The organism is Mesorhizobium sp. ANAO-SY3R2 (assembly GCF_042466635.1).
GTDB lineage: Bacteria > Pseudomonadota > Alphaproteobacteria > Rhizobiales > Rhizobiaceae > Aminobacter.
In genome coordinates, this window is sequence record NZ_CP159955.1 from 1,127,840 (window position 1) to 1,152,441 (window position 24,602).

General features: G+C 63.7%; 22 protein-coding genes and 1 other RNA gene. 22 read left to right on the top strand and 1 reads right to left on the bottom strand.

Annotation, left to right across the window (positions count from 1 at the left end; all coding sequences use genetic code 11):
• Positions 1 to 52: 52 nt before the first annotated feature.
• From ABSY17_RS10135 to ABSY17_RS10150, 4 genes are all read left to right on the top strand, one after another.
• The gene (locus tag ABSY17_RS10135) at positions 53 to 607 is read left to right on the top strand and encodes a lytic transglycosylase domain-containing protein (protein WP_378949911.1); all 555 of its coding nucleotides are present in this window, start codon (positions 53 to 55) and stop codon (positions 605 to 607) included.
• 81 nt (positions 608 to 688) lie between these two features.
• An RNA gene (gene rnpB, locus ABSY17_RS10140) (RNase P RNA component class A) lies at positions 689 to 1,085 on the top strand.
• Positions 1,086 to 1,238: 153 nt separating this feature from the next.
• On the top strand, positions 1,239 to 1,514 hold the full coding sequence (locus tag ABSY17_RS10145; protein WP_378949913.1) for a type II toxin-antitoxin system ParD family antitoxin: 276 nt from the start codon (positions 1,239 to 1,241) through the stop codon (positions 1,512 to 1,514).
• Entirely contained in the window at positions 1,511 to 1,804 is a 294-nt protein-coding gene (locus ABSY17_RS10150) for a type II toxin-antitoxin system RelE/ParE family toxin (RefSeq protein WP_378949915.1), read from the top strand. Before ABSY17_RS10145 ends, ABSY17_RS10150 begins: the two co-directional genes overlap by 4 nt.
• 5 nt (positions 1,805 to 1,809) lie before the next feature.
• On the opposite strand, the gene ABSY17_RS10155 is transcribed toward ABSY17_RS10150, so the two are convergent.
• Positions 1,810 to 2,922, bottom strand: coding sequence for a cystathionine gamma-lyase (locus ABSY17_RS10155; RefSeq protein WP_378949917.1), 1,113 nt, complete (start codon positions 2,920 to 2,922; stop codon positions 1,810 to 1,812).
• Positions 2,923 to 3,324: 402 nt separating this feature from the next.
• Between ABSY17_RS10155 and mraZ the strand changes: the two genes are divergently transcribed.
• From mraZ to ABSY17_RS10245, 18 genes are all read left to right on the top strand, one after another.
• Complete coding sequence (mraZ, locus tag ABSY17_RS10160; protein ID WP_378949919.1) at positions 3,325 to 3,783, top strand: division/cell wall cluster transcriptional repressor MraZ; 459 nt, start codon at positions 3,325 to 3,327, stop codon at positions 3,781 to 3,783.
• A complete protein-coding gene (rsmH, locus tag ABSY17_RS10165; RefSeq protein ID WP_378949921.1) occupies positions 3,780 to 4,796 on the top strand; it encodes a 16S rRNA (cytosine(1402)-N(4))-methyltransferase RsmH in 1,017 nt (338 codons plus the stop codon). The genes mraZ and rsmH overlap by 4 nt, the downstream gene beginning before the upstream one ends.
• Positions 4,797 to 4,800: 4 nt before the next feature.
• On the top strand, positions 4,801 to 5,172 hold the full coding sequence (locus ABSY17_RS10170) for a hypothetical protein (RefSeq protein WP_378949923.1): 372 nt from the start codon (positions 4,801 to 4,803) through the stop codon (positions 5,170 to 5,172).
• Positions 5,169 to 6,887, top strand: coding sequence for a peptidoglycan D,D-transpeptidase FtsI family protein (locus ABSY17_RS10175; RefSeq protein ID WP_378949925.1), 1,719 nt, complete (start codon positions 5,169 to 5,171; stop codon positions 6,885 to 6,887). Before ABSY17_RS10170 ends, ABSY17_RS10175 begins: the two co-directional genes overlap by 4 nt.
• Before the next feature lie 52 nt (positions 6,888 to 6,939).
• Positions 6,940 to 8,394 carry a UDP-N-acetylmuramoyl-L-alanyl-D-glutamate--2,6-diaminopimelate ligase gene (locus tag ABSY17_RS10180; RefSeq protein WP_378949927.1) on the top strand — a complete coding sequence of 485 codons (1,455 nt, stop codon included), beginning with the start codon at positions 6,940 to 6,942 and terminating at the stop codon, positions 8,392 to 8,394.
• Entirely contained in the window at positions 8,391 to 9,824 is a 1,434-nt protein-coding gene (locus ABSY17_RS10185; RefSeq protein ID WP_378949929.1) for a UDP-N-acetylmuramoylalanyl-D-glutamyl-2,6-diaminopimelate--D-alanyl-D-alanine ligase, read from the top strand. The genes ABSY17_RS10180 and ABSY17_RS10185 overlap by 4 nt, the downstream gene beginning before the upstream one ends.
• Before the next feature lie 18 nt (positions 9,825 to 9,842).
• The gene (mraY, locus tag ABSY17_RS10190) at positions 9,843 to 10,925 is read left to right on the top strand and encodes a phospho-N-acetylmuramoyl-pentapeptide-transferase (RefSeq protein ID WP_378949931.1); all 1,083 of its coding nucleotides are present in this window, start codon (positions 9,843 to 9,845) and stop codon (positions 10,923 to 10,925) included.
• A 7-nt stretch (positions 10,926 to 10,932) separates the two neighbouring features.
• Positions 10,933 to 12,336: a UDP-N-acetylmuramoyl-L-alanine--D-glutamate ligase gene (murD, locus tag ABSY17_RS10195; RefSeq protein WP_378949933.1), complete on the top strand. Its 1,404-nt coding sequence runs from the start codon at positions 10,933 to 10,935 to the stop codon at positions 12,334 to 12,336.
• Positions 12,336 to 13,490 (top strand): putative lipid II flippase FtsW, encoded by a 1,155-nt coding sequence (gene ftsW / locus ABSY17_RS10200; RefSeq protein ID WP_378949935.1) that lies wholly within the window; start codon positions 12,336 to 12,338, stop codon positions 13,488 to 13,490. The genes murD and ftsW overlap by 1 nt, the downstream gene beginning before the upstream one ends.
• A 1-nt stretch (position 13,491) precedes the next feature.
• Positions 13,492 to 14,619 carry an undecaprenyldiphospho-muramoylpentapeptide beta-N-acetylglucosaminyltransferase gene (gene murG / locus ABSY17_RS10205; RefSeq protein WP_378949937.1) on the top strand — a complete coding sequence of 376 codons (1,128 nt, stop codon included), beginning with the start codon at positions 13,492 to 13,494 and terminating at the stop codon, positions 14,617 to 14,619.
• Positions 14,616 to 16,022: a UDP-N-acetylmuramate--L-alanine ligase gene (gene murC, locus ABSY17_RS10210; protein WP_378949939.1), complete on the top strand. Its 1,407-nt coding sequence runs from the start codon at positions 14,616 to 14,618 to the stop codon at positions 16,020 to 16,022. Before murG ends, murC begins: the two co-directional genes overlap by 4 nt.
• Complete coding sequence (gene murB, locus ABSY17_RS10215) at positions 16,019 to 16,987, top strand: UDP-N-acetylmuramate dehydrogenase (protein WP_378949941.1); 969 nt, start codon at positions 16,019 to 16,021, stop codon at positions 16,985 to 16,987. Before murC ends, murB begins: the two co-directional genes overlap by 4 nt.
• A gap of 413 nt (positions 16,988 to 17,400) precedes the next feature.
• Positions 17,401 to 18,327: a D-alanine--D-alanine ligase gene (locus ABSY17_RS10220; protein ID WP_378949943.1), complete on the top strand. Its 927-nt coding sequence runs from the start codon at positions 17,401 to 17,403 to the stop codon at positions 18,325 to 18,327.
• Positions 18,315 to 19,256, top strand: coding sequence for a cell division protein FtsQ/DivIB (locus ABSY17_RS10225; protein ID WP_378949945.1), 942 nt, complete (start codon positions 18,315 to 18,317; stop codon positions 19,254 to 19,256). The genes ABSY17_RS10220 and ABSY17_RS10225 overlap by 13 nt, the downstream gene beginning before the upstream one ends.
• The gene (gene ftsA / locus ABSY17_RS10230; RefSeq protein ID WP_378949947.1) at positions 19,253 to 20,563 is read left to right on the top strand and encodes a cell division protein FtsA; all 1,311 of its coding nucleotides are present in this window, start codon (positions 19,253 to 19,255) and stop codon (positions 20,561 to 20,563) included. The genes ABSY17_RS10225 and ftsA overlap by 4 nt, the downstream gene beginning before the upstream one ends.
• Before the next feature lie 71 nt (positions 20,564 to 20,634).
• Positions 20,635 to 22,329: a cell division protein FtsZ gene (ftsZ, locus tag ABSY17_RS10235; protein WP_378949949.1), complete on the top strand. Its 1,695-nt coding sequence runs from the start codon at positions 20,635 to 20,637 to the stop codon at positions 22,327 to 22,329.
• Positions 22,330 to 22,607: 278 nt separating this feature from the next.
• Positions 22,608 to 23,543, top strand: a complete 936-nt coding sequence (lpxC, locus tag ABSY17_RS10240) for a UDP-3-O-acyl-N-acetylglucosamine deacetylase (RefSeq protein ID WP_378949950.1) — start codon at positions 22,608 to 22,610, stop codon at positions 23,541 to 23,543.
• Positions 23,544 to 23,727: 184 nt separating this feature from the next.
• A complete protein-coding gene (locus tag ABSY17_RS10245) occupies positions 23,728 to 24,597 on the top strand; it encodes an outer membrane protein assembly factor BamD (protein ID WP_378949952.1) in 870 nt (289 codons plus the stop codon).
• The last annotated feature ends 5 nt before the right edge of the window (positions 24,598 to 24,602 follow it).

The window sequence follows — 24,602 nt, forward strand, 5'->3', positions numbered from 1 at the left end:
GAAGGGTTGCTGTGCGATGTTCATCGCGCGGCCTGACTAGATCAAGGATAACATGAAGAATCTGACCGTTATTGCGGTGGCATTTGCCGCCGGCCTTACTTCTTTTGCCGCTCACGCCAAGGATGGTGCTGCAAAGACCGCAGAGAAGGCGATTGAGGCCACTGCTTCCACGAAAGAAGCCGACAAAGCAGCCGATGACGTCGTGACGACCGGATCGATCGGCGGCAAGGCGAAAGCGCCCTATGGCGAAATCGTTGAGCGCTACGCTTCGTCCTACGGTGTGCCGGTGAAGCTGGCGCATGCCGTCATCAGCGTCGAAAGCAACTACAAGCCCAATATCCGCGGCAAGGCGGGTGAGATCGGCCTGATGCAGATCAAGCCGGCGACGGCGCGCATGATGGGCTACAGCGGCTCGGCCAAGGGCCTGTTCAATCCCGAGACCAACATCAAGTTCGGCATGAAGTATCTCGCCAAGGCGCATGCGCTCGGCGGTGGTTCGACTTGCGGTACGATCCTCAAATACAATGCCGGCCATGGCGCGAAGCGCATGAACCCGATCTCTGCAGCCTATTGCAAGAAGGTCCAGGCCCGCATCGGCAGCAAATAAGGTCCGCGGACGAGATGGTTCGCCAGCCGGGGTGAATGTTTTCATTTGCCTTTTGCCGAGCGAACCATTTTATACGCCTTGCCAGCTGGCCGGGCGGCCGCACCCGCAATTGCCGAAAGGCAGCGGGTGAGGAAAGTCCGGGCTCCATGGATACACGGTGCCGGTTAATGGCCGGCGGGGGCGACCCCAGGGAAAGTGCCACAGAAAGCAAACCGCCGCGGTTTCCGCGGTAAGGGTGAAAGGGTGGGGTAAGAGCCCACCGCGCGACTGGCAACAGGAGCGGCACGGCAAACCCCACCGGGAGCAAAACCGAATAGGGGTGGTGCGAGGGGCAACCCTCAGGGCTGTTTCCGGCTCACCGCCCGGGTAGGTTGCGTGAGACGCATGGCAACATGCGTCCAAGAAGAATGGTCGCCACGTTCCCGCGCCGCAAGGCGTGGGGGCCATACAGAACCCGGCTTATAGGCCAGCTGGCGCTGACCTTTTGCCATATGCCTTCAGTGCCTTGCGGCGATTTCCGCGCGTCTTGATTCAAGGTGCGGTCGCCGCATGGCCATATCCGCGACGGCGTGTTCCTTGCAGGCGGTGCGATTTGATCGTACCTTTTGGCTTTCCAACGGGAGGCGTCGCCATGGGCCATGTCGACAAGCGCAGCATCACGCTCTCGCCCGAACTCGCCGCCGCCGTCGATGGCGCAGTCGAGGCCGGCGAGTATGCATCCGCCAGCGAGGTGATCCGCGACGCGCTGCGGCTGTGGAAAGAGCGTCGCGACCTTTTCGGCTACACGATCGAGGAACTGCGCGCGCTGGTGCAGGAGGGCATCGACAGCGGGCCGGGTGAGGAAGGGCCTCTGGTGATGGAGCGCCTGCTCGCCAAATATCAGGTGCAGCCAAAGGCGAGACAGTGAGTTATCGGCTCGCACCACGGGCCATCGCTGATGTTGAAGGCATCGGCGACTATATCAGTCAGGAGAGCCCGCAGGCTGCTGTGCGGCTCATTCAGCGCTTTGCCCGGCACTGGGAACTCCTTGCCTCCCAGCCCTATTCAGGCGCTACGCGGGAAGATGTGCTGCCTGATCTTCGTCATTTGGTCATGGGCGAATACATTGCCTTTTACCGAGTGGTCGGGCGTGATGTGCTCATCCTCCGCGTCCTCCACGGTCGCCGCGATATCACCGGCGACGACATCGCGTCGTGAGGCCGTCAGGCGATCCGATCCAGCGATGCTTCGATCACCGACCACAACTCCTCGACCGGTTCGCAACCGACCGAAAGCCTGATGAAGCCGGGCGGAACGGCATCGCCGCGCTTGGCACGCCGCTCGGCGACGGTGTGGACGCCGCCGAACGAGGTTGCGGCATGGATCAATTCGCAGCCGTTGATGAAGTCCTCGGCCTTCTCCTCTGACGCGACGATAAAACTTATGAGGAAGCCGAAGCGCTCCATCTGGGCGCGTGCCAGATTGTGCGAGGGATCCTCTGGTAGGCCCGGAAAACGTATGGAACGCACCGCAGGATGGTTCCTGAGGCGCAATGCGATGATCTCCGCCGAAGCGCACATGCGGTCGAAACGTATCTCCAGCGTTTCAAGCCCGCGATGGACCAGCCAGGCCTCGAACGGGCCGGGGATGCCGCCGGCTGTCTCTCGCCATTCCGTGACAGCGGTGATGATGTCCGGATTACGGCTGGCGACGTGGCCGAAAAGCACGTCGGAGTGACCGTTCGGCGCCTTGGTGTCGGCTGCGACCACGATGTCGGCGCCGAAATCGAGTGGGCGCTGGCCGAAGGGCGTCATCGTCGTGTTGTCGACGACCAGCAGGCCGCCGGCCGTATGAACGGCCGTGGCGACGGCACTGATATCGCAGATGTCGAGTGTCGGATTGGACGGGCTTTCGACGAAAACCAGGCGGTAGCCGTCGAAGCCACCGTCAAGAAGCGAAGCTGTCGGCCTGACGTCCCAGGCGACGCCGAAGGTGCTGAGGAAGCGTTCTGCCAGCGTGCGGGTCGTATGGTAGCCGTCCGATGGCAGGAGGACGCGGTCGCCTGATTTCAGCAGGCCGAAGAACACCGCGGAAATCGCTGCCATGCCCGACGGGAACGCCACGCAAGGAGCTTCCTCGAGGTGCCCGAGCATCTCTTCGACCGCGTCCCAGGTGGGGTTGCTGAAGCGTCCGTACTGATCGAAGCCGGTTGCATCGCCTGGCGTGTGGTAGATCGCCGCCATGGTCAGGGGAAGTGGGATGGGGTCGCCGACGGAAAGCCTGGACCGGCGCAGGTGGGCAAGCGAGGCAGCGCGGGAATTCGATGAATTCGTCATGGCTTGCGGACTCTCTCTAATCGACCGAGCCCGACGCTAAGCGCAGCCGCGCTGCCGGGCAAGGGCGACCGCCGGCACCCCTCGCTCGATAACTCTTCGTTAGCCTTAATGGATCATAAAAGTCGGGATGCCGTGAAAGGGTCCGAAAGGGGCTGTCGCGTTGTCGCTGTGTGCTCAGTTCCCGTTGACGCCCATATAGGCCCATGTTATCCCAAATCGGTAACCATGATTTCGTTCCAGTAAAGGGTAAGGCGTTCGCCGAACCGGCAGCCGCGGCGGCTGCGGGTCGTGACGCGTTTGCTCTCAACGGGAAGACTTCGGGCTTGCGGTTCGGGCTGTGCCACTGGGGCGTGGCCGACAAGACGACGAGGGGCGCGGCGGCGAGAGCTGCCGGATCATCCGATGGATCGGTTTCTGTCAAATGCGGTGAACAGGATCGATGCGAAGGGGCGGGTCTCCGTTCCGGCGCATTTCCGTGCCGTATTGCAGAAGCGTGGCTATCAGGAGCTCTATGCGCTACGTGCGCTCGACGTTCCGGCGCTGGATGTCGGCGGGCTCGACCTGCTCGACCGCTACGAACAGCGCATCGCGCAAGAGGATCCGTTCCTGCAGACGGCGGACGACATGTCGTTTTTCATTCATGGCGACAGCACCTTCCTGAAGCTCGATCAGGATGGGCGGATTTCGGTCACGGATTTCCTGCGCGAGCATACCGGGATCACGACGGACGTTGCCTTTGTCGGGCGCGGCCAATTCTTTCAGATGTGGGAGCCGGAGCGGCTGCGTGCCCATGGCGCGGAAGTGCGCGCCCGGCTGTTGAAGCTACGGCAGGGGGCAAAGCCTTTGGAGCGACCGGAATGATGGCGGCTCATGGCGATGACCAGAATGCAGTCGGCGGATCGGCCCGTCACGTTCCGGTGCTTCTCGACGAGGTTCTTGCCGCGCTGAAGCCGGCACCGGGCGAGGTGATTGTCGACGGGACTTTTGGCGCGGGCGGTTACACCAGGGCGATCCTCGCCACCGGCGCGTCGGTGGTGGCCATAGACCGCGATCCGGACGCCATTGCCGCCGGGCGCGAGCTTGAAGCGCAATCCGGCGGGCGGCTGCGTCTGGTGCAGGCACCGTTCTCCAGTCTCGACGAGCATGTCGATCAGGTCGACGGCGTGGTGCTCGACATCGGCGTCTCCTCGATGCAGCTCGACCAGGCTGAGCGCGGCTTTTCGTTCCGTGCCGACGGTCCGCTCGACATGCGCATGGCCCAGGCCGGCGCGAGTGCCGCCGATGTGGTCAATCATTTCAAGCTCGGCGATCTTGCCCGCATCTTTGGTTTCCTCGGCGAGGAGCGGCATGCCGGGCGCATTGCCCGCATGATCGAAAGCCGTCGCGAGAAGCGGCCGTTCGAGCGTACGCTGGATCTGGCGGATGCCATCGAAACCCATATCGGCCGCAGCCCCAAGGACAAGATCCACCCGGCGACCCGGGTGTTCCAGGCTTTGCGCATCTACGTCAACGACGAGCTCGGCGAATTGGCCCGTGCCCTGTTCGCGGCCGAGCGTGCGCTGAAGCCCGGTGGGCGGCTGGTGGTCGTCACCTTCCATTCGCTTGAGGATCGCATCGTCAAGCGTTTCATTGCCGACCGCTCCAGCGCGCCGTCACGTTCGCGCTACATGCCTGAACTTGAGACGATCGCCACGACGTTCCAGAAATCGGGCGGTGCGGTCGGGCCGAGCGATGCCGAGACCGCCGCCAATCCGCGTGCCCGCTCGGCCAAGCTGCGCGCGGCGGTCCGCACGACGGCTGCGCCGCGCGATGAGGATTTTTCGATCTTCGGGCTGCCGAAGCTTCCCGACGTCAGTCATTCGGGAGAAAGGTGAGCCAATGTTCCGTACCAGCGACATCGTGCTGATCGCCGTGATGGTTGGGGCCGCGGCCTTTACCTACCAGACCAAGCATGACGCGGAGAACCAGCTCGACGCGGTGCGCAAGATCGAGGCGCAGATCCGTTTCGAGGAAGACACGATCGACCTGCTCAAGGCCGACTGGAGCCTGCTGACGCAGCCGTCGCGGCTGCAGAAGCTTGCCCAGACCTACCAGTCGGAACTGCAACTGGAGCCGGTGGACGCGCGCCAGATCGTCAGCCTCAAGGATCTGCCGGTTCGTCAGCTGACGATCGAAGACATCACCCGCGAAGCGGGCAGCATGGCCGACGCAGCACCGGACCGCACCGTGACGGGAGGAATTGCCCAATGATCGGCTTGCCTGGCAGGAAACGCCGCAAGGGCGAGGGCGGTACCTCCATCGTCGTCGACAGCGCGCGCAAGGCAACTGGCGGCCGCACGCGCACCCGCGTCGTCATGACCATGGCGGTGTTCTTCGGCATCTATGCGACCATCGCCGGCCGTCTCGTCTATCTCGGCATGCTCGATCCTGAGGTTTCGAGTGGACCTGAATCCAGGGTCACCGCGTCGCGCCCTGATATCGTCGACCGCAACGGCGAGGTGCTGGCCACCGACATCAAGACCGCTTCGCTGTTTGCTGAGCCACGCCGCATCGTCGATGCCGACGAGGCCGTCGAGAAGCTGTCCACCGTGTTGCCCGACATCAATGTCGAGCAGACCTACAACAAGCTGAAAAGCGGCACCGGCTTTGTCTGGCTCAAGCGCCAGTTGACGCCCAAGCAGCAGGCCGAGATACTGCAGCTCGGCATTCCCGGCGTAGGCTTCCGCATGGAAAAGCGGCGCTTCTATCCGGGTGGCGAGACGACTTCGCACATCGTCGGGCTGACCAATATCGACAACAAGGGCATTTCCGGTCTCGAGAAATATATCGACGACCAGGGTCTTGCCGATCTTCAGGCTTCGGGGCTGGCGATCGCCAAGGATCTCAAGCCGGTCGAGCTTTCGATCGACCTGCGCGTCCAGCATATCGTTCGCGACGAACTGGTGACGGCGCTTGAGAAGTATCACGCCGTGGCGGCAGGTGCGGTCGTGCTCAGCGTCAAGACCGGCGAAGTCCTGGGCATGGGCTCGGTGCCGGATTTCGACCCGAACAACCCCTACAATGCCCAGGACAAGGATCGCCTGAACCGCATGTCGGCCGGCCTGTTCGAAATGGGCTCGACGATCAAGAGCTTTACAACGGCGATGGCGCTCGATTCCGGCAAGATGTCGCTGAACAGCACCGTCGATGCGACGAGGCCAATCACCATCGGCCGCCAGACCATCCGCGATTTCCACGGCAAGGGCAGGGTGCTGACCGTTCCCGAGGTGTTCATCTTTTCGTCGAACATCGGCTCGGCACGCGAGGCCGATGTGGTCGGCATCGAAGGTCACCGCGAGTTCCTGCAGCGCCTGGGGCTGCTCGACCGTATGCAGACCGAGTTGCCGGAGGTTGCGCGTCCGACCGAGCCGAAGGTCTGGAAGAAAGTGCACTCGATCACGATCTCGTTCGGGCACGGCATGTCGACGACGCCGCTGCAGACCGCGGTCGGTGCTGCCGCTCTGGTCAATGGCGGCAAGCTGATGCCGCCGACCTTCCTGAAGCGTAGCGAGGCCGAAGCCGAAGCGGTTGCCACGCAGGTGGTCAAGCCCTCGACCAGCGAGGCGATGCGTTATCTCTACACGCTCAACGCCACGAAGGGCACGGGCGGGTCGGGCACGCGCGCCCAGGTCCCCGGCTATCGCGTCGGCGGCAAGACCGGCACGGCCGAAAAGGTCGTCAATGGTCGCTATTCGACCGACAAGCGTTTCAACGCCTTTGTCGCGGCATTCCCGATGGACGATCCACAATACATCGTGCTGACCATCGTTGATGAACCGAAACCGGAACATCCCGGAGTGGGGGCGACCGCCGGCTTCAATGCGGCACCGATGGTTGCCAACATTATCCGCCGTGCGGCACCGCTGCTTGGCGTCAAGCCAGAATTCAGCCATGAAAATGGCGCAACGCTCGCTTCCTACCCTTGATTCTGCTGGCGCGCCAATGGGCGCGCCGCTTGTTTGTGACGATCGGAACTCGATGAAACTATCAGACCTTGCCGGTATCCTGCCTGTCGATGGGTTGCTGTCCAGCGATGTCGAGGTGAGCGGGGTTTCTTCGGATTCGCGGCAGGTGACGCCGGGAACCGTGTTTTTTGCCGTCGCCGGCAGCAAGGCCGACGGAGCTGCTTACGCCGGCGACGCCGCCAAGCGCGGCGCGGTGGCAGTAGTGGCTGCCGACGGCGCTGACCTTGGCGCGATCGGCGTGCCGGTTATCTCCGTTGACGATCCGCGCCGGAGCCTGGCGCTGAGCGCCGCCCGTTTCTACGGCCGCCAGCCTGCAACCATGGTCGCGGTGACCGGAACCAGCGGCAAGACCTCCGTCGCCGCCTTCGCGCGCCAGATCTGGGAACAGGTGGGCTTTGCCGCCGCCAGCATCGGAACCACCGGCGTGGTGGCGCCGGGCCGCAACGAATACGGCCAGTTGACGACGCCCGACCCGGTGGCGCTGCACAAGCTGCTCACTGAGCTGGCCGATGCCGGTGTCACCCATGCGTCGATGGAAGCCTCCAGCCACGGTCTCGACCAACGCCGCCTTGACGGCGTGCGGCTCGCCGCTGCCGGCTTCACCAACCTCGGCCGCGACCACATGGACTACCATCCCACGGTCGAGGACTATCACCGCGCCAAGCTGCGCCTGTTCGATACTTTGCTGCCGAAGGGCGCGCCGGCAGTAATCTTCGCCGACGATCCGTGGTCCGAGCCGACGGTCGATGCCGCGCGTGCGGCCGGCATGGACGTGTTGACGGTCGGCCGCGGCGGCCAGTTCCTGAGCCTCAAGCGGGTCGAGCATGAGCGACACAGGCAGCGTGCCGAGATCGAATGCGGCGGGGTGATCTACGAAATCGACCTGCCGCTGGCCGGCGATTTCCAGGTTGCCAATTCGCTCGTCGCCGCAGGCCTCGCCATTGCCACCGGCACTGATGTCGCCAAGGCGCTGGCGGCGCTGGAACATCTCAAGGGCGCGCCCGGGCGGCTCGACCTCGTCGGCACCACCGCGTCCGGTGCGCCTGTCTATGTCGACTATGCCCACAAGCCCGACGCGCTGGAGAACGTTTTGGCTTCGGTTCGCCCATTCACCACGGGCCGCGTCATCGTGGTGTTCGGCTGCGGCGGCGACCGCGACCGCGGCAAGCGCCCGATCATGGGCGAGATCGCGACGCGGCTTGCCGATGTTGCAATCGTCACTGACGACAATCCGCGATCAGAAGTGCCCGCGACCATTCGCGCGGCGATCATGGCGGCAGCCCCTGGCGCCATCGAGATCGGCGACCGCCGCAAGGCCATCGAAGAGGCCGTGGCGATGCTGCGCGAAGGCGACACGCTGATCGTGGCCGGCAAGGGCCACGAAGTGGGCCAGACGGTGGGCGGCGAGACACTGCACTTCTCCGACCACGAAGAAGTCCTCAACGCGCTCGCCGGGGGAGCGGCATGAGCTATTTGTGGACATCGGAGGCGCTTGTCGAAGCAACGGGCGGACGGCCGCTCGGCCAGATGCCCGAAGGCATTACCGGAATCTCCATCGACAGCCGCAGCCTGAAGCCCGGCGAGGCCTTCTTCGCCATCAAGGGCGATGCGATGGACGGCCACGACTTCGCGACCGCCGCGGTCAAGGCGGGGGCGGGGTTGCTGGTGGTGGCGGAAGGCAAGTTGCCGGCGCTCGGGCGCCTGATGGCACCGATGATCGTGGTTCCCGACGTGCTTGTCGCGCTCGAAAGGCTTGGCGTCGCGGCGCGCGCGCGTTCGCGTGCGCGCATCATTGCGGTCACCGGCTCGGTGGGGAAGACCTCGACCAAGGAGGCGCTGCGCCATGCTCTGACCTCGGTCGGCAAGGTGCATGCCTCGGCGGCGTCCTTCAACAACCATTGGGGGGTGCCGCTGACTCTAGCGCGCATGCCCGAAGACTGCGATTACGGCGTCTTCGAAGTCGGCATGAACCATCCGGGCGAGATCAGCCCGCTGGTGCGCATGGTTCGCCCGCACGTCGCGATCGTGACGCTGATTGCGGCGGCGCATCTAGGCTTCTTCAGCAGCCTCGACGAGATCGCCAGGGCCAAGGCCGAGATTTTCGAGGGCGTCGAGCCTGATGGCGCGGTGCTGCTCAACCGCGACGATGACCGCTTCGATCTGCTTGAAAAGCTCGCCCATGCTGCCGGCGTCGAAAACATCCTGGGCTTCGGCGAAGATGCGCGTGCGGATTTTCGGCTGCTGAAATGCACGCTGGAGGCCGATCATTCGATGATCGTCGCCCGCATCGGCGGTCGCGACGTGGCGGCCCGCCTTGGCGCGCCGGGGCGGCACATCGTCCAGAATGCGCTCGCCGTCCTTGGCGCGGCCCATCTGTGCGGCGCCGACGTGCCGACGGTTGCAACCGCGCTGGCCACCATGTCGGCCGAAAGCGGGCGCGGCAAGCGCCATATCCTCCAGCTTGCGAACGGGCCGATCACCTTGATCGACGAAAGCTACAACGCCAACCCAGCTTCGATGAAGGCGGCGATCGAACTGCTCGATGCGACGCCCGTACCGAATGGCGGGCGCCGCATCGCGGTGCTTGGCGACATGCTCGAACTTGGTGCGCATTCGGCGCAGTTGCATTCCGCGCTTGCCGAGCTTATCGGCTCGACCAGGACCGACCTGGTGCTGCTCGCCGGGCCGGAAATGAAGGCACTTGCCGATGCACTGCCCGCAGGGGTCAAGTCAGAATACCGCGCCGGCGTCGAGGAACTGAAGCCTGTCCTGCTGGATGTGGTGCAGCCCGGTGACGCCATCATGATCAAGTCGTCGAAGGGTATCGGCTTCTCGCGGCTGGTCGAAGCGATGATCAAGACATTTCCGGCTGAGGCCGGCAACACCATACCGGCCTGACGGGGTCTCGGGGGAAGCATGCTAACTTTGCTTGTCGACGTTGCGGACAAGGTCTCGATCTTCAACGTTTTCCGCTACATCACCTTCCGCACCGGCGGAGCGCTGATCACCTCGGCGTTGATCGTGTTCATCTTCGGACCGGCGATCATCAACGCCCTGCGCATCAGGCAGGGCAAGGGGCAGCCGATCCGCGCAGACGGGCCGCAGACCCATTTCAAGAAGGCAGGCACGCCGACGATGGGCGGCCTGATGATCCTGTGCGGCATCATCGGTTCGACGCTGCTGTGGGCCAACATCGCCTCCGTCTATGTCTGGGTAGTGCTGTTCGTCACCGTCGGCTTCGGCGCCATCGGTTTTTATGACGACTATCTCAAGGTCACGAAGCAGTCCCATCTGGGGCTATCCGGCAAGGCGCGACTCGGCATCGAGTTCCTGATCGCGGCAATCGCCGCATGGATCATCATGCAAAATGGCCAGGCGCCGTTCTCGTCGTCGCTGACCTTCCCCTTCATCAAGGATTTCCTGCTCAATCTCGGCTGGTTCTTCATCCCCTTCGCCTGCTTCGTCATCGTCGGCGCCGGCAATGCGGTGAACCTGACCGACGGGCTCGACGGCCTTGCCATCGTGCCGATCATGATTGCAGCGGCGTCCTTCGGCGTCATCGCCTATCTCTCGGGTAACGCGGTCTTCGCCGAATATCTGCAGATCCATTTCGTTCCCGGCACCGGTGAGCTTGCCGTGATCCTCGGCGCGGTCATTGGCGCAGGGCTCGGCTTCCTGTGGTTCAACGCGCCTCCGGCGGCCATTTTCATGGGCGACACCGGCTCGCTGGCGCTGGGCGGCCTGATCGGCACGGTCGCGGTCGCTACCAAGCACGAGATCGTCATGGCGATCATCGGCGGCCTGTTCGTCATGGAAGCGCTGTCGGTGATCATCCAGGTCGGCTTCTTCAAGATGACCGGCCGCCGCGTCTTCCTGATGGCGCCTATCCATCATCATTTCGAGAAGCTGGGCTGGACAGAGAGCCAGGTCGTCATCCGCTTCTGGATCATCGCCGTCATCCTGGCGCTGATCGGTCTTTCCACCCTTAAACTGCGCTGAGGTGTCCATGATTCCTGCCACGTCATTCAGGGGAAAGCGCGTTGCTCTGTTCGGGCTCGGCGGCTCGGGTATTGCAACGGCGCGTGCCCTCATCGAAGGCGGGGCGGAAGTGCTTGCCTGGGACGACAATCCCGAGAGCGTGGCGCGGGCGTTCAGCGGCGGCATCCCCACGGGCGACCTGCACGGCGCCGACTGGGCCGGCATCTCGTCCTTCGTGCTGTCGCCGGGCGTACCGCTGACGCATCCCAAGCCGCACTGGACGGTGGAGCTTGCTCGCGGTGCTGGCGTCGAGATCATCGGCGACGTCGAACTGTTTGCGCGCGAGCGGATCGCCGCAGCACCTACGGCGCCGTTCATCGCCATTACCGGCACCAACGGCAAGTCGACGACGACGGCGCTGACGGCGCATATCCTGAAATCGGCCGGCCGCGACACGCAGATGGGCGGCAATATCGGCCGTGCGGTGATGACGCTCGATCCGCCGCAGCCCGACCGGAACTATGTCGTCGAGTGTTCGTCCTACCAGATCGACCTCGCACCCTCCGTCAACCCGACGGCAGGTGTCCTGCTCAATCTCACGCCTGACCATCTCGACCGCCACGGCACGATGCAGCACTACGCCGCCATCAAGGAGCGGCTGGTCGCCGGCAGCGACACCGCCATCATCGGCGTCGACGACATCTATTGCGCCCAGATCGCCGACCGGCTCGAGCGCGCCGGCAAGGACGTCGTGCGCATCTCCAAGCGACTGCCGCTGACCGACGGCTATTTCGCCGACGGCACCAACCTGATGGAAGCGGTCGACGGTCGCTATAGCCGCATCGCCTTCCTCGAAGGCATCGGCTCGCTGCGCGGCCAGCATAACGCCCAGAACGCGCTTGCCGCCGTCGTCGCCTGCCTCAAGGTGGGCCTCGATCTCGGTGAGATCCAGGCAGGGCTGGAGAGCTTCCCCGGGCTTGCTCATCGCATGGAGCAGGTGGGCCGCAAGGATCACGTCCTGTTCATCAACGATTCCAAGGCGACCAATGCGGATGCGGCGGCACCGGCACTGTCGAGCTTCCCGCGCATCTACTGGATCGCCGGCGGCCTGCCCAAGGAGGGCGGTATCGAGCCGCTGCGTGGGCTGTTCCCGCGCATTGCGCGCGCCTACCTGATCGGCGAGGCTGCTCCGGCGTTTGCTGCAACGCTTGGCGAAGCCGCACCTTACGAGATTGCCGGCACGCTGGCTGCAGCAGTCGAGCGTGCGGCGTGGGATGCGGCAAGGGACGACGCCGGTGGCGAGGTGGTGGTGCTGCTGTCGCCGGCCTGCGCCAGCTTCGACCAGTTCAAGAATTTCGAGATTCGCGGCGAAGCCTTCAGGCAAGCTGTCGATGCTATTGATGGCGTCAGCGCTATCGGAGGGGCAAGATAATGATCAGCCGTCTCGACAGAAGTCCCGTTGCCCTGTGGTGGTGGACGGTCGATCGCTGGTTCCTGGCAGCGTTTCTGTCGCTGATGGGGCTCGGCATCGTGCTTTCATTCGCCGCGAGCCCGGCGGTGGCCGAGCGCATCGGCCTCGGCAGTTTCCACTTCGCCACCAGGCAGATCATCTTCACCATCCCCGCACTTGTGGTGATGATCGGGGTTTCATTCCTCGATGCCCGGCAGATCCGGCGCATGGCCCTGATCATGCTCTGTATCATGCTGGTGATGATGGTGGCGGTGCTGTTCGTCGGCGTCGAGGTAAAGGGCGCGCGGCGCTGGGTGTCGCTGGCAGGTCTTTCGATCCAGCCGTCGGAATTCCTCAAGCCTGCCTTCGTCGTCATCTGCGCCTGGCTGTTTGCCGAACATGAACGTCAGCCGGACATTCCGGGCAACCTGTTCGCCATGATCCTGCTCGGGCTGGTAGTGGCGTTGCTGATGGCGCAGCCCGACCTTGGGCAGACCATGCTGACGCTGGGTACATGGGGGGTGATGTTCTTCATGGCCGGCATGTCATGGTTCTGGATCATCGTGCTCGGCTTCAGCGCAGTCGGTGGCCTGTTCGCTGCCTACACGATCTTTCCCCACGTCGCCGGCCGTATCGATCGCTTCATGACCGGCGAGGGCGACACGTTCCAAGTCGACATGGGCCGTGACGCCATCATCAACGGCGGCTGGTTCGGCGTCGGGCCAGGCGAGGGCACGGTCAAGCGCGTCATCCCCGACAGCCACGCCGACTTTGTCTTCTCCGTCGCCGGCGAGGAGTTTGGCATCATGCTGTGCCTCATCATCATGGCGATATTCGCCTTCATCGTGCTGCGCGGCTTGCGCACTGCACTGCGCGAGCACGATGATTTCACCCGCTATGCGGTGGCCGGACTCGTCGTCGTCTTCGGCTTCCAGTCTGTCATCAACATGGGCGTGAACCTGCAGTTGATGCCGGCCAAGGGCATGACGCTGCCGTTCATCTCCTATGGCGGCTCGTCGCTGATCGCGATTGCCATCTCCATGGGCATGGTGCTGGCGTTGACGCGCAGGAAGCCCGAGAAGCTCAGAACCTCCGGTTTCGCCGCCATGCCGCGGCACGCAGTTGCGGCCGAATAACATGGCCAAGGGAACTGTCATGCTTGCCGCCGGCGGAACCGGCGGCCATCTCTTTCCGGCCGAGGCGCTGGCGCACGAACTGACCGCGCGCGGCTGGCAGGTGCATCTTGCCACCGACGACCGCGCCGAGCGTTTCGCCGGCAAGTTTCCGGCGGCAGCCATCCATCCGATCTCGTCGGCGACCATCGGCTCGAAGAACCCGGTTTCGCTGCTGCGCGCGTTCTGGCGCATCTGGCGCGGCGTGCGCGAGGCTTCGCAGGTGATCGCCAAGGTCAAGCCCGCGGTCGTGATCGGTTTTGGCGGCTATCCGACGCTGCCGCCGCTCTATGCTGCGACTCGCCGCGGCGTGCCGGCCATGGTGCATGAACAGAACGCGGTGATGGGCCGAGCCAACAGGGCGTTGGGCGGCAAGGTCGACGCGATCGCCGGCGGCTTCCTGTCGGAGAATGTCGGCAGCAACGCTGCAAAGATCGTGGTCACCGGCAATCCGGTGCGGCCCGCCGTCATCGAGGCGGCGAAATCGCCCTATGCCGCTTCAACGGGTTCGGACAGGTTCAGTCTTCTGGTGTTCGGCGGCAGCCAGGGCGCGCAGTTCTTCTCCGATGCGGTTCCGGCCGCGATTGCGCTGTTGGAGGAAGCCCAGCGCAGGCGCCTGCGCGTGACCCAGCAGGCGCGCAAGGAGGATGCCGAGCGGGTGAAGGCTGCCTATGCCAAGCTCGGCATCGAAGCTGATGTCTCGCCGTTCTTCAATGACATGGCTGAGCGCATGGCCGCCGCCCATCTGGTGATTTCGCGCTCAGGTGCCTCGACCGTTTCCGAGATCGCGGTGATCGGCCGGCCGGCATTCCTGGTGCCATATCCGCACGCGCTCGACCACGACCAGGCTGCCAACGCCGCAAGGTTGGCAGAGGCTGGCGGAGCGGAAGTGCATACGCAGGCGACGTTGTCGCCACAACTCATCGCCGACCTGTTGGCCGGCGCGATGAGCGATCCGCAGCGGCTTTCCGGCATGGCATCTGCCGCAAAGTCAGTCGGCAAAGCGGACGCCACAAGGTTGCTTGCCGACCTCGCAGAGGCTATTGCGTCGAAAATACCCGTTGCGGAATTCAAGAAGGGGGTGCGGGCATGAAGATGCCGCAGACGATTGGCCTCGTGCATTTCATCGGCATTGGCGGCATCGGCATGAGCGGCATCGCCGAAGTGCTGCACAATCTCGGCTACAAGGTGCAGGGCTCCGACCAGTCCGAGAGCGCCAATGTGCAGCGCCTGCGCGAGAAGGGCATCGAGTGCTTCGTTGGCCACCGGGCCGAAAATCTCGGTGACGCCGAGGTTGTCGTCGTCTCGACCGCGATCAAGAAGTCCAACCCGGAACTGAAGACTGCGCGCGAAAAGCTTCTGCCGATCGTCCGCCGCGCCGAAATGCTGGCCGAACTCATGCGCTTCCGCAATGCGGTTGCCATCGGCGGAACCCACGGCAAGACGACCACGACCTCGATGGTGGCGACGCTGCTCGACGCCGGCGGGCTCGACCCGACCGTCATTAATGGCGGCATCATCAATGCCTACGGCACCAACGCGCGCATGGGCGAGGGCGAGTGGATGGTGGTGGAGGCCGACGAGAGCGACGGCACCTTCCTGAAGCTTCCGGCCGATATCGCGGTGATCACCAATATCGATCCTGAGCATCTCGATCACTACGGCACCTTCGACAAGGTGCGCGAAGCGTTCCGCCAGTTCGTCGAGAATGTGCCGTTCTACGGCTTCGGCGTCATGTGCACCGATCATCCGGAAGTGCAGGCGCTGGTCAGCCGTATCGAGGACCGCCGCGTCATCACCTATGGCGAGAACGCCCAGGCTGACGTGCGCTACACCAACCATCGCATGGAGGGCGCGGTCTCGATCTTCGACGTCGTCATCCGTAACCGCAAATCGGCGTCCTCGACTGTCATCGAAGGCCTGCGCCTGCCGATGCCTGGCCGCCACAACGTTTCCAATGCCACCGCAGCCATCGCGGTCGCGACCGAGCTTGGCATCGGCGCGGAGGCGGTCAAGCGCGGACTGTCGTCGTTCGGCGGCGTCAAGCGGCGCTTCACTCATACCGGTTCGTGGAACGGCGTCGAGGTGTTCGACGACTACGGCCACCATCCGGTTGAGATCAAGGCGGTGCTCAGTGCGGCGCGCGAGGCCACCAAGGGCCGCGTCATCGCCATCGCCCAGCCGCACCGTTTCACGCGCTTGCGCGATCTGTTCGATGATTTCTCCGCCTGCTTCAACGACGCCGATACGGTCATGGTTGCGCCGGTTTATGCCGCGGGCGAGGATGCCATCGACGGGGTGAACTCCGAGACGCTGACGTCGCGCATCCGTGCCGGTGGCCACCGCGACGCGCGCTATGTCGAGGGACCCTCGGCGATTGCGCCTGCTGTCCGCGATCTGGCAAAGCCAGGCGACTTCGTCGTCTTCCTTGGCGCCGGCAACATCACCCAGTGGGCCTATGCACTTCCCGGAGAACTCTCGGGAGGCGGGGCGTGACGGGCGGCGGCGCGGCACTGATCGCAAAGCTAGGCGACCGGCTTTCCGCATTGCGCGGGCGCATCACGGCAAATGCCGAGATGGAGAAGATCACCTGGTTCCGCGCCGGCGGCATTGCCGACGCGCTGTTCCAGCCGGCCGACGAGGAAGATCTGGCGGCGTTCCTGAAGGCTGTGCCGCAGGAGATCCCGGTCATGGTCGTCGGCATCGGCTCCAACCTTTTGGTGCGCGAAGGAGGCATTCCTGGCTTCGTCGTGCGCCTTTCGGCCAAGGGCTTTGGCGAGGCCGAGGCGATTTCCGAGACGCGGATCAGGGCAGGGGCGGCGACGCCCGACAAGCGCGTGGCAGCGCTCGCCCATGAACAAGGCATCGGCGGCTTCCATTTCTACCACGGTATTCCCGGCGCCATTGGCGGGGCATTGCGCATGAATGCGGGCGCCAACGGCGTCGAGACGCGCGAGCGCGTCATCGAGGTTCGGGCGCTCGACCGCGCCGGCAACCTGCATGTGCTGTCGAACGCCGACATGGGCTACGCTTACCGTCACTCGGCTGCGGCGGCAGACCTGATCTTCACCTCGGCCACCTTCGAGGGCTATGCCGAGGACAAGGATGCCATCCGGAAGGCGATGGACGAGGTTCAGCACCATCGCGAGACGGTTCAGCCGATCCGCGAGAAGACCGGCGGCTCGACCTTCAAGAACCCCGAGGGCACCTCGGCCTGGAAGGAAATCGACAAGGCTGGCTGCCGCGGCCTGATGATCGGTGGGGCGCAGATGTCGCCGATGCACTGCAATTTCATGATCAACACCGGCAACGCCACCGGCTACGATCTGGAATATCTCGGCGAGACCGTGCGCAGCCGCGTGCTGGAGAATTCCGGCATTCGCCTGCAGTGGGAAATCAAGCGCATCGGACGCTTCAAGCCCGGACACGAAGTGCAGGAATTTCTTGGGCAGCTGCTTTAGCGCACAGCGCGTCCCTGCGGGTGCGTTAAGGATTCGTTAAGACTTCGCCCCGCCTTTCAAGCATTGCGTGCGCTCGGCGCTGCCGACCGCGCGCAAGCAAAGCCAATTTGCAGCGACAATTTTTCGCGACGTCTTCGACTTCCGCGTGACGGACTGTTTGCGGCCCGATTTATGCGTTTCCGGCGGTCGTTTCGCGGGCTTGCGGAAGCACATGCCGTCATGAAATCGCAACGATTTCCAATCGGCACTTGCCACGGAATCAAGTCTCTGATTCTCTGCCCTAAAGCGTTTCCTGATTTGAGTCGCGTGACGCGTAACCCGCGTTTTCATCCGGAGGGTCAACTTCCGGAGGGCAGTGATTCCGTCTTTGGAAACAAGGTGTTGTGTTTGGGGTTGAGAGGGGATTTTCGGGGATGAAGTCGAAGCACGTTGCTGTCTTGATGGGTGGATTCTCGTCCGAGCGGCCCGTGTCCCTTTCGTCCGGAAATGCCTGCGCCGACACGCTCGAACAGGTTGGCTACAAGGTTACGCGCGTCGATGTCGGCCGTGATGTCGGCGCAGTCCTTTCCGATCTCAGGCCGGATGTCGCTTTCAATGCGCTGCATGGTCCGTTCGGCGAGGATGGTACCATCCAGGGTATTCTCGAATATCTTGGTATTCCCTACACGCATTCGGGCGTGCTGGCCTCTGCGCTTGCGATGAACAAGGAGCAGGCGAAGAAGATCGCGAAAGCGGTCGGTGTTCCGGTTGCCGAATCCAGGGTTTTGGATCGTTTTTCGATCGGCAATCAGCATCCGATGAAGCCTCCCTATGTGGTTAAGCCGGTGACCGAGGGGTCAAGCTTTGGCGTGGTGATCGTCAAGGAGGATCAGTCGCATCCACCGCAGGTGATCTCGTCGTCCGAGTGGCGCTATGGCGACACCGTCATGGTTGAGCGCTACGTCTATGGGCGCGAGCTGACCTGTGCTGTGATGGGTGATGTCGCGCTCGGCGTCTGCGAGATCATTCCGACGGGGCACGCCTTCTACGATTATGATTCAAAATATGTCGCCGGCGGCTCAAAGCACGAATGCCCCGCGAAAGTTTCACCGAATATTTACCAAAAAATACAAACACTGGCGCTCAAGGCTCACCAAGCGATTGGCTGTCGGGGTGTCTCCCGGTCTGACTTCCGTTACGACGACCGCTATTCGGAGAATGGCGAGGTCGTCTGGCTGGAGGTCAATACGCAACCCGGCATGACGCCGACGTCGCTGGTGCCTGAGATTGCCGCGCAGGCGGGGCATTCGTTTGGTGAATTGTTGAGTTGGATGGTGGAGGACGCTTCGTGCTTGCGTTGAGGTCGGGATATGGCAGGGGAGTGCGCGGCGCAAAGCCGGGTATCTTCGGGCTGTCCCTGTCTGCGGATGGCTTTGTGCTGCCGCGGTTCCTGCGCAAGCCTGTGCGTGTCCTGTCGCGCTTCGGGCGCGGCCAATTCACGCCGCCGCCCTATGCTGCGTCGATGCTGACGGCGGCCTTCCTTGCTGCAAGCTCCCTGTATGGCGCCTATCTTGGCGGTCACTTCCCGGCGATGGTGCAGGGTGTGACTGCCCGCAGTGGTTTTGCTGTCGATCAGATCAAGGTTTCGGGCAATCGCGAGACGTCCGAAATCGACATCCTCGACAAGCTGGAACTCGATGGCTGGACGTCGTTGGTCGGCTTCGATCCCGATCAGGCGCGTGTGCGCATCGCCAGCCTGCCCTGGGTGCGCGAAGCTGCCGTGCGCAAGGTCTATCCGAATACGATTGAAGTTCGCGTCGAAGAGCGCGAGGCCTTCGCCATCTGGCAGCACGGCAATGAGCTCAGCGTCGTGGAGAAGTCCGGTCGCGTGATCGCGCCATTCGTCGGTGGGCGCCAGGCGGTCCTGCCGCTGGTCGTCGGCTTCGATGCTGGCCAGCGCGCTGCCGATTTCGTCGCCAAGGTAAGCGCCTATCCGGAGCTGGCTTCGCGGGTGAAAGGCTATGTTCGCATCGGCGAGCGGCGGTGGGACCTGCGTCTCGACAACGGCATTACGGTCAAGTTGCCGGAGAATCACGTCGATTTGGCACTTGCCGAGCTTGTCGCGCTCGATCGCCAGGATGCGCTTTTGGGTCGTGATATCTCGACAGTGGATATGCGGTTCACCGACAGGCTGGTGGTGCAGCTGACGCCGGAGGCGATGGAGCGTCGCCAGGCCGAGCTCAGCGCGAAGCCAAAGGTCGTCAAGGCGACGACGGAGAAGAGAACATGAGCTGGCTGGGCGGACAAAAAGATCCTGCGTCGCGCCGCTCGGGCATCCTCACGGTGCTCGATGTCGGCTCGAACAAGGTCTGCTGCGTGGTGGCCAAGCTCAAGCCCACCGAAGGCAGCCAGTTGCTCAAGGGGCGCACGCACCAGGCCCAGGTCATCGGCATCGGTCATCAGAAATCGCAGGGCGTGAAGTCCGGCGTGGTCGTTGATCTCGACCGCGCCGAACATGCCATCCGGCTTGCCGTGGATGCAGCCGAGCGCATGGCCGGGCTGACGGCCGACTCGTTGATCGTCAATCTGTCGGCCGGTCGCATCAAGAGCGAGGCCTTTACGGCGACGATCAATCTTGGCGGCCACGAGGTCGAGGAAGCCGACGTCAAGCGCGTGTTGTCGGCAGGTGCCAAGCAGGCGCTCAAGGCTGAGCGCGAGGTCATTCATTCGCTGCCCGTCGCCTTTTCGCTGGATGCCGAACGCGGCGTGCGCGACCCGCGCGGCATGGTCGGCGATATGCTCGGCGTCGACATGCATGTGCTGACCGGCGATTCCGCGCCGCTGCGCAATCTCGAACTCTGCATCAATCGCTCGCACCTGTCGGTGGAGCATATGGTTGCGACGCCCTACGCCAGCGGCCTCGCGGCATTGGTCGATGACGAACTGGAAATGGGTGCGGCCTGCATCGACATGGGCGGCGGCACGACCACCTTGTCGGTCTTCTCCGAGGGGCGCTTCGTTCATGCCGACGCCATTCCGGTCGGCGGCAACCACGTCACCATGGATCTTGCCAAGGGCCTGTCGACGCGTCTCGACGATGCCGAGCGGCTGAAGGTCATGCACGGCTCGGCGTTGCCCGGCAGCGCCGACGATCGCGACCTGATCAGCATCCAGCCCATCGGCGTCGACGAAAACGAAGTACCGCTGCAGATCCCTCGTTCGGTGATGACGCGCATCATTCGCGCGCGCATCGACGAGACGCTCGAACTCCTGCGCGATCGGCTCAACAAGTCTGGTTACGGCAATGCGATCGGCAAGCGCGTCGTGCTGACGGGCGGCGCCAGTCAACTGGTGGGCCTGCCGGAAGCTGCGCGCCGCATTCTCGGTCGCAATGTACGCATTGGCCGGCCGCTCGGCGTCGCTGGCCTGCCCGAGGCGGCAAAGGGGCCTGCCTTCGCGACCGCGGTCGGGCTTCTCATCTATCCGCAAATGGCTGGCATCGAGAGCCATTCGGCGAATGGTATTTCCCGCTACCGGGCAACCGGAACGGGCGGAAAACTGCATCGCATGAGTCAGTGGTTGAGAGACAGTTTCTAGGAATTGACGGGGGCAACCCCTTAGACGGCCGCGACGGCGAAGCGGCTCGAAAGGCAAAAAGGACGAGGACAATGACGATCAATCTGCAGAAGCCGGACATCACTGAGCTGAAGCCACGCATCACCGTGTTCGGCGTCGGTGGCGGCGGCGGCAACGCCGTCAACAACATGATCACGGCCGGCCTGCGCGGCGTCGAGTTCGTGGTGGCCAACACCGACGCTCAGGCGCTGACCATGTCGAAGGCCGAGCGCCTCATCCAGCTCGGCGCGCATGTCACCGAAGGCCTCGGCGCGGGTTCGCAGCCGGAAGTCGGTCGCGCCGCCGCCGAGGAGTGCATCGACGAGATCATCGATCACCTGTCGAACACCCACATGTGCTTTGTCACCGCCGGCATGGGCGGCGGCACCGGCACGGGTGCTGCCCCGGTCGTTGCCCGCGCGGCACGCGAAAAGGGCATCCTGACCGTCGGCGTCGTCACCAAGCCGTTCCACTTCGAGGGCCAGCGCCGCATGAAGACGGCCGACATGGGCATCGAAGAGCTGCAGAAGTGCGTCGATACCCTGATCGTCATCCCGAATCAGAACTTGTTCCGTCTCGCCAATGACAAGACGACCTTCGCGGACGCCTTCGCCATGGCCGACCAGGTGCTCTATTCGGGCGTCGCCTGCATCACCGACCTGATGGTTAAGGAAGGCCTGATCAACCTCGACTTCGCCGACGTCCGCTCGGTGATGCGCGAGATGGGCAAGGCGATGATGGGCACCGGCGAAGCCTCGGGCGAGGGCCGTGCGATGGCCGCGGCGGAAGCTGCGATCGCCAACCCGCTGCTGGACGAGACCTCGATGAAGGGTGCGAAGGGCCTGCTGATCTCGATCACCGGTGGCCGCGACCTGACGCTGTTCGAAGTCGACGAAGCCGCGACCCGCATCCGCGAGGAAGTCGACCAGGACGCCAACATCATCCTCGGCGCCACCTTCGACGAAGACCTCGAGGGCGTCATCCGCGTGTCGGTGGTTGCCACCGGCATCGACAAGACGGCGGCCGACATGGCTTCCGCGCCGCTGACCATCCGTCAGGCGCCGAAGCCGGCTCCGCGTCCGGTGGCTGATATTCGCCCGGCACAGCCGCAGATCGCCGTGCAGGAGCAGCCGCGCATGGAAGTGCGCGCCCATGACCCGATCGCCGAGGCTATCCGTCTTGCCGAAGTCAGCGCACCCGTCATGGCCCAGCCGCGTCCTGCCGCACCCGCGGAAGAGTTCCGCCCGCAGAGCAAGCTGTTCCAGGCGCCGCCCGCTCAGCCGCAGCCGCAGGCATACCAGCCGCAGCCGCAGCAGTTTCATCAGCCGGCACCCCAGCCGGTGGAGCCGCAGCAGGTGGCACCCCAGCGTGAGGTGATTCAGTCCGCTCCGGTGCAGCAGCGCATGCCGCGCGTCGAGGATTTCCCACCGATGGTGAAGGCCGAGGTGGAAGCCAAGACGCAGCCGGTCGATCATGAGGATCGCGGTCCTATGGGCCTGCTCAAGCGCCTGACGAGCGGTCTGACCCGCCGCGAGGAAGAGCCGGCGCGTCTGCAGCCCGCGCAGCCGCGCGAGCCGAAGCTGCGCCAGCCGGCCCCCGAGCAGCGCCGCATGGCGAGCCAGGAATCGCAGCTCTACGCGCCGCGCCGCGGACAGCTCGACGAGCATGGTCGCCTGGCGCCCCAGGCGAGGACTCAGGATGACGATCAGCTGGAGATTCCCGCCTTCTTGCGCCGCCAGGCAAATTGAGCTGTGAAAGAGCGGTAACACTGATTGAAAGGCGGGCGTCTCGACGCCCGCCTTTTGTCATGAAAAGCATATGCAAATCATGGGGTTGGCGGGGCGATTCGATGGGGTCTCGCAGTTACACAGAGTAAGAAACCGTGATTTGGAGTCTTACACCCGGAAGACTATCTTCGCGCCGATTAAGGTTGCTCGGGTGTGTGTTTGGGGATGAGACACCGCCCGCAGCCACGGATGAGATCCGTGCGCTTGACGTCGGAAGCGGACCTGAAACGGACGGGCACATGGGGATCGACTTGCAGGACTATCAGACAACACTCAAATCACGTGTGAGCCTGTCAGGGATAGGCGTACATAGTGGCAAGCCTGTGTCGATCCATTTCGTTCCGGCTGACGCCGACACGGGCGTCGTCTTCCAAGTTGCCGACAGAGAGTTCCGCGCAATTGTGTCAGAAGTGGGTGCAACCGATCTTTGCACCTTGCTCGGCGATCCGGCCGGCCTCCATGTCGCGACGATCGAGCATCTGATGGCCGCCCTGTTCGGCTTGGGCATCGACAATCTCTTGATCGAAATCGAAGGCACCGAAGTGCCGATTCTCGACGGTAGTGCTGCCCAGTTCATTGAAGCCGTCGATCAGGTCGGCATCGAAGTGCAGGACGTCAAGCGCCGTTACATCCGCGTGCTCAAGCCGGTGCGTATCGAAAGCGGCGCGTCGTGGGCCGAGTTCCGTCCCTATGCCGGTACGCGCTTCGAGGTCGAGATCGACTTCGAAAGCCCGGCGATCGGCCGCCAGTCCTTTGCCGCCGACATCAGTGACGAAACGTTCCGCCGCGATATCTCCCGCGCCCGCACCTTCGGTTTCATGAAGGACGTAGAACGCCTGTGGGCGGCCGGTTATGCGCTCGGCTCGTCGCTGGAGAATTCCGTGGTCATCGGCGACGACGATCACATCATCAACATGGAAGGCCTGCGTTTCTCGAACGAGTTCGTTCGCCACAAGACGCTGGATGCCATGGGTGACCTGGCGCTGGCCGGCGCGCGCTTCATCGGTTGCTTCCGCTCCTACCGCGGTGGTCACAGGCTGAATGCAGCTGCCCTGCGGCGGCTGCTGCAGGATCGCTCGGCCTTCGAAATCGTCGAGACCACGCGTCGCGAGCGCGGCCGCTCCGCCGAACTCACGGCCGTCAGTGCGGCGGTTCACGCGCCCTGGATGCTCTGATCAGCTGCAATGTGCGGCAAGGGTGGTGTGATGTTGTTGCACCACTCGCCCGGCAAAATGCCGGGCATCTTCATGCGCCACAAAATTGCGCGAATGACTGCCGATAGCGTTGCCCGGCACGGCCAGTTGTGGTCTATGGCCATTTGCCTAAAAGCGAAACGGCGCCAAAGGGGCGGAACTCTTGATGTCATTGATACGAGCCGATCGGTCGAAATTGCGCGTGAAGCCTCTTGCTGTGGCGCTTTCGCTCATCGTTCCGGCAATCGCACTTTCCGGTTGCATGTCGGGCGAGGCCGATGTCGATCTGGCGACCTATGTCGAACAGACCGAACCGGCTGACGTGCTCTACAATCAGGGCCTCGCCAACCTCAATGCCGGCCGCCTCAAGGAGGCCAGCCGCAAGTTCGAGGCCGTCGACCGCCAGCACCCCTATTCGGAGTATGCGCGCAAGTCGATGGTGATGGGCGCTTTCGCCAGCTATCGCCAGGGCGCCTATGAAGAGGCGATCAACTCGGCCAAGCGCTATCTCGCGCTCTATCCCTCGACCGATGACGCGGCCTACGCGCAATACATCATCGGCCTCAGCTACTTCCGCCAGATCCGCGACGTGACCCAGGATCAGAAGGAAGCACGCCGCACCATCGAGGCGATGCAGGAAGTGGTCCAGCGCTGGCCCGCGTCGGAATATGTCGACGACGCCAACGTCAAGATCCGCTTCGCCCGCGACCAGCTCGCCGGCAAGGAAATGCAGATCGGCCGTTACTATCTCGAGCGCCGCGAGTTCATCGCTTCGGCCAAGCGCTTCCGCAACGTGGTCGAGAACTACTCGAACACGCGTCACGTAGAGGAGGCGCTGGCGCGTCTGGTCGAGACCTATTACGCAATGGGCCTGACATCAGAAGCGCAGACGGCGGCCGCCGTGCTTGGCCAGAACTATCCTGACAGCCAGTGGTACAAGGATTCCTACAAGCTTCTGCAGACGAACGGCTTGCAGCCGCGCGAGAATGCCGGCTCGTGGATATCCAAGGCCGGGAAGCTGTTTACCGGCGCCTGATCGCA